The 2,803-nt window shown below is 44.8% G+C and carries 6 protein-coding genes; 5 read left to right on the top strand and 1 reads right to left on the bottom strand.

Going from position 1 to position 2,803, the window contains the following annotated elements:
- Positions 1-258 precede the first annotated feature (258 nt).
- Genes Xhom_RS19670 through Xhom_RS19690 form a run of 5 tightly spaced genes read left to right on the top strand, consistent with a single transcriptional unit; the run spans position 259 to position 2,220 of the window.
- Positions 259-588: a phage holin, lambda family gene (locus Xhom_RS19670; RefSeq protein ID WP_198148777.1), complete on the top strand. Its 330-nt coding sequence runs from the start codon at positions 259-261 to the stop codon at positions 586-588.
- A complete protein-coding gene (locus tag Xhom_RS19675; protein WP_069316140.1) occupies positions 575-1,009 on the top strand; it encodes a lysozyme in 435 nt (144 codons plus the stop codon). Before Xhom_RS19670 ends, Xhom_RS19675 begins: the two co-directional genes overlap by 14 nt.
- Positions 1,006-1,467, top strand: a complete 462-nt coding sequence (locus Xhom_RS19680) for a lysis protein (RefSeq protein ID WP_069316139.1) — start codon at positions 1,006-1,008, stop codon at positions 1,465-1,467. The genes Xhom_RS19675 and Xhom_RS19680 overlap by 4 nt, the downstream gene beginning before the upstream one ends.
- On the top strand, positions 1,464-1,793 hold the full coding sequence (locus tag Xhom_RS19685) for a hypothetical protein (protein WP_069316138.1): 330 nt from the start codon (positions 1,464-1,466) through the stop codon (positions 1,791-1,793). Before Xhom_RS19680 ends, Xhom_RS19685 begins: the two co-directional genes overlap by 4 nt.
- 52 nt (positions 1,794-1,845) lie before the next feature.
- Positions 1,846-2,220, top strand: coding sequence for a hypothetical protein (locus tag Xhom_RS19690; RefSeq protein WP_069316137.1), 375 nt, complete (start codon positions 1,846-1,848; stop codon positions 2,218-2,220).
- 22 nt (positions 2,221-2,242) lie between these two features.
- On the opposite strand, the gene Xhom_RS19695 is transcribed toward Xhom_RS19690, so the two are convergent.
- On the bottom strand, positions 2,243-2,425 hold the full coding sequence (locus Xhom_RS19695; RefSeq protein WP_069316136.1) for a hypothetical protein: 183 nt from the start codon (positions 2,423-2,425) through the stop codon (positions 2,243-2,245).
- Positions 2,426-2,803: the final 378 nt, after the last annotated feature.

Here is a 2,803-nt window from a genome sequence, read left to right on the forward strand (position 1 = left end):
AAAAGCGTCTATGGATTACTTAAATGAATTGGGTAAGCCGCTTAACTTAACCGAACTGGGAAAACAAAGAATGAGATTGAGTATTGAAAAATACAAAACTGAATCTCAGTCATCGGGATTTAAAGTATTTAAGCTGACAGCTTAACTTAACTCTCACCTATTCCTATTCCCATATCGACCTCCTATTAACTCAACTCACCGGGGCTGACATAACTCACCCCACGGACGCCCATTGTTCTAATGGGGTGGATTATGAAGATGAAAGAGAATCCTGATTTCTGGGTGCATCTGGGTGACTGGCTCATTTCGATACGAGAGCAAGGCATCGGGGCAACCCTTGCAGGGTCGATGGCCTTCCTTCGCGGTCGCTACAACGGTGGCGGATGGCTGCGTGTCTCTATCGACGCCTTTATGTGTGCCATGTTCGCGTGGTTCATACGTGATGTATTAAATCTTATCGGTCTGAATCCTGACTTGGCCTACATCGGCAGTGTGGTGATTGGCTATCTGGGAACGGACTTTATCGGCCAATTGCTGCGTAAGGCGGCAGAGAAAAGAGCGGGGACATCCTCTGATGAAAATCAGTAAAAACGGTCTGGGCTTCATCCAGCAATGGGAAGGCCTGAAACTGAAAGCCTATCCCGATCCTGCAACGGGTGGCATCCCGTGGACGATTGGCTACGGGCATACACAAGGCGTTAAGAAAGGCGATGTGATTACTGAGCAGCAGGCCGAAGCCTTCTTGCATGAAGATTTACAACCTATTTACATCACGCTGGAAACAGCGGTTAAGGTGCCACTGACTCAAGGTCAGTTTGATGCCCTGTGCTCCTTTATCTTCAATTGCGGTGCGGGCAACTTTGTTCGCTCTACCTTGTTTAAGAAACTCAATGCCGGTGACTACAAAGGTGCGGCGGCGGAGTTTCCCCGATGGGATAAAGCGGCAGGTAAGGTGATGAACGGGCTGGCTAAGCGCAGGGCATCTGAGCAACAGATGTTTTTGTCATGAAACTCAGCGCAACCCATTACACGATCATGGCTCTGATAGGGATGGCAGCAGTAGCTTATTATTACCGTTCTGAGTATGTGAAACAGAAAATCACCAACGACTATCAGTCCGATGAAATCCAGCAACTGACTGACCGTATCAACGACCAAAACACGCACATTGATATGCTGCATGAACAGGATGTTAAACGTCTTAAGGTACTTGCCAATGCTAAATCTAAGATTGATCAGCTCAGTGACAATTTGCGCACTAACACTCAGCGCGTGTTCGTCAAAGCCGAGTGTCCCGTGCGTGAAGCCTCTGCCTCCTCCGGCGTGGATAGTTCAAGACCCGCCAGACTGGAGAAAGACGCTGAACAAGATTATGTACGTCTCCTCGGAGAACTTGAAACCCTCGAAAGCCAGTTCCTTGGATTGAGGGATTACGTGAATACCGAGTGTTATAAGGTGAAGAAATGAAAACGGAAGTTGACTTGGTTTACTTTGAGAAGAACAGGCAAAAGCGAACATCTACTTCTAAATACACTGTAATTGATCGTGGTGAGCAGACTACGCTGGAGCAAACGCTGGTTATAGAAAAAGCGGATTTTGACAGCTTCAAGGCTTCAATGCAGTTCGACAAAATACCGTCATTTGAAAATGAAAAAGATGCAGCACTAAAACTGGCTGATTGGATGCGTCGTATGAGTGAAGCGATAGAAAACCACTGGCAGGACAAGAAACAGTATCCAGAGGCATTCCCTCTTGCTAAACAATGGAACGCCTTGCCACCTCAGAACCAATGATACTGGGTGGCGGGAGTAGGTTAGGGGGCAGTGCAGAAGAGAGAAATGAACCATGAGTGAAAAGTTATTTCTAGAATTAACTATCCCATTGTACAAAGTGAAGGTACTAGTTTTCAGTAAAGTAGAAGATGCAGAGGCGAGGTTTGGTAGTGGCTTCCTGTACCGAAACTATGCGGCTCAAGTTCGTGTGGTAAACGATGATGAATCAGGAGTTGACATTATAACACTTACGTTTCTGAATCCAGATAGTTATAGCACCGAAATACTGGTTCATGAGTGTGTACATGTGGCTTGGCGGGTTTTAGATTTGGTAAGAATTAAAGTGAGTTTCGCCAATCAGGAGCCTTTGGCCTACATTGCCGGTTGGGTAGCAAAAAAAGTTAATGATTACATGGCTGAGCGAATCGAAAAGGCTAGTACAACATAATCTAGCCTTGGCAGGTCAATAATTACTTACGGGAGCTATCAGGAGTGCGCTCGATTTGTTCCCATTGATGACCGGGTTTGGTGGTTGGTGGTAGTTTTTCATTATCCCTTACTGTAGCAAAATTATCTTTTTTGCCACCACGAGGGCCTATTTCCTGAAAAATACCGCCATTCTTTCCTGTGTTGGTGCCAGGATTTTGCGCCATGGTATTTCCTCTTACAAATTGGTGGTCACAAGGCCAATCCACTATAGATTGACGCAATAAATATGTGGTCGTATTTTGATCTTTCAATAGTGTTAAATAAATATTTTTAATTGATTATCAGTATGGAAAATATTAGCGACTCGGAAAGAGTGAAAAGAAAGTTGTAAAAATAGTAAAAGAAAGACTTAAAGCAGTATCTAATCAAATTTAAAATCAGTCTATTGCACAACGACCCAAGCCATCACATCCGTGGTGGCTTTTTTGTATCTGCATTTCACTGCGCACCGCAGCGCCAATCTAAACATCGAGCCTTTATTTAGGAATGAGCCTTTGAGGAGTCAGCTAAAACTGATGCTACTCGATGGGCTGATCTCCTAT

It is taken from the genome of Xenorhabdus hominickii, from assembly GCF_002632725.1.
Taxonomy (GTDB): Bacteria; Pseudomonadota; Gammaproteobacteria; order Enterobacterales; family Enterobacteriaceae; genus Xenorhabdus; species Xenorhabdus hominickii.

Bases quoted from the DNA above. Each gene is read 5' to 3' on its own strand.
- Xhom_RS19670 (WP_198148777.1), top strand. From the start codon at position 259: ATGAAAGAGAATCCTGATTTCTGGGTGCATCTGGGTGACTGGCTCATT.
- Xhom_RS19675 (WP_069316140.1), top strand. From the start codon at position 575: ATGAAAATCAGTAAAAACGGTCTGGGCTTCATCCAGCAATGGGAAGGC.
- Xhom_RS19680 (WP_069316139.1), top strand. From the start codon at position 1,006: ATGAAACTCAGCGCAACCCATTACACGATCATGGCTCTGATAGGGATG.
- Xhom_RS19685 (WP_069316138.1), top strand. From the start codon at position 1,464: ATGAAAACGGAAGTTGACTTGGTTTACTTTGAGAAGAACAGGCAAAAG.
- Xhom_RS19690 (WP_069316137.1), top strand. From the start codon at position 1,846: ATGAGTGAAAAGTTATTTCTAGAATTAACTATCCCATTGTACAAAGTG.
- Xhom_RS19695 (WP_069316136.1), bottom strand. From the start codon at position 2,425: ATGGCGCAAAATCCTGGCACCAACACAGGAAAGAATGGCGGTATTTTT.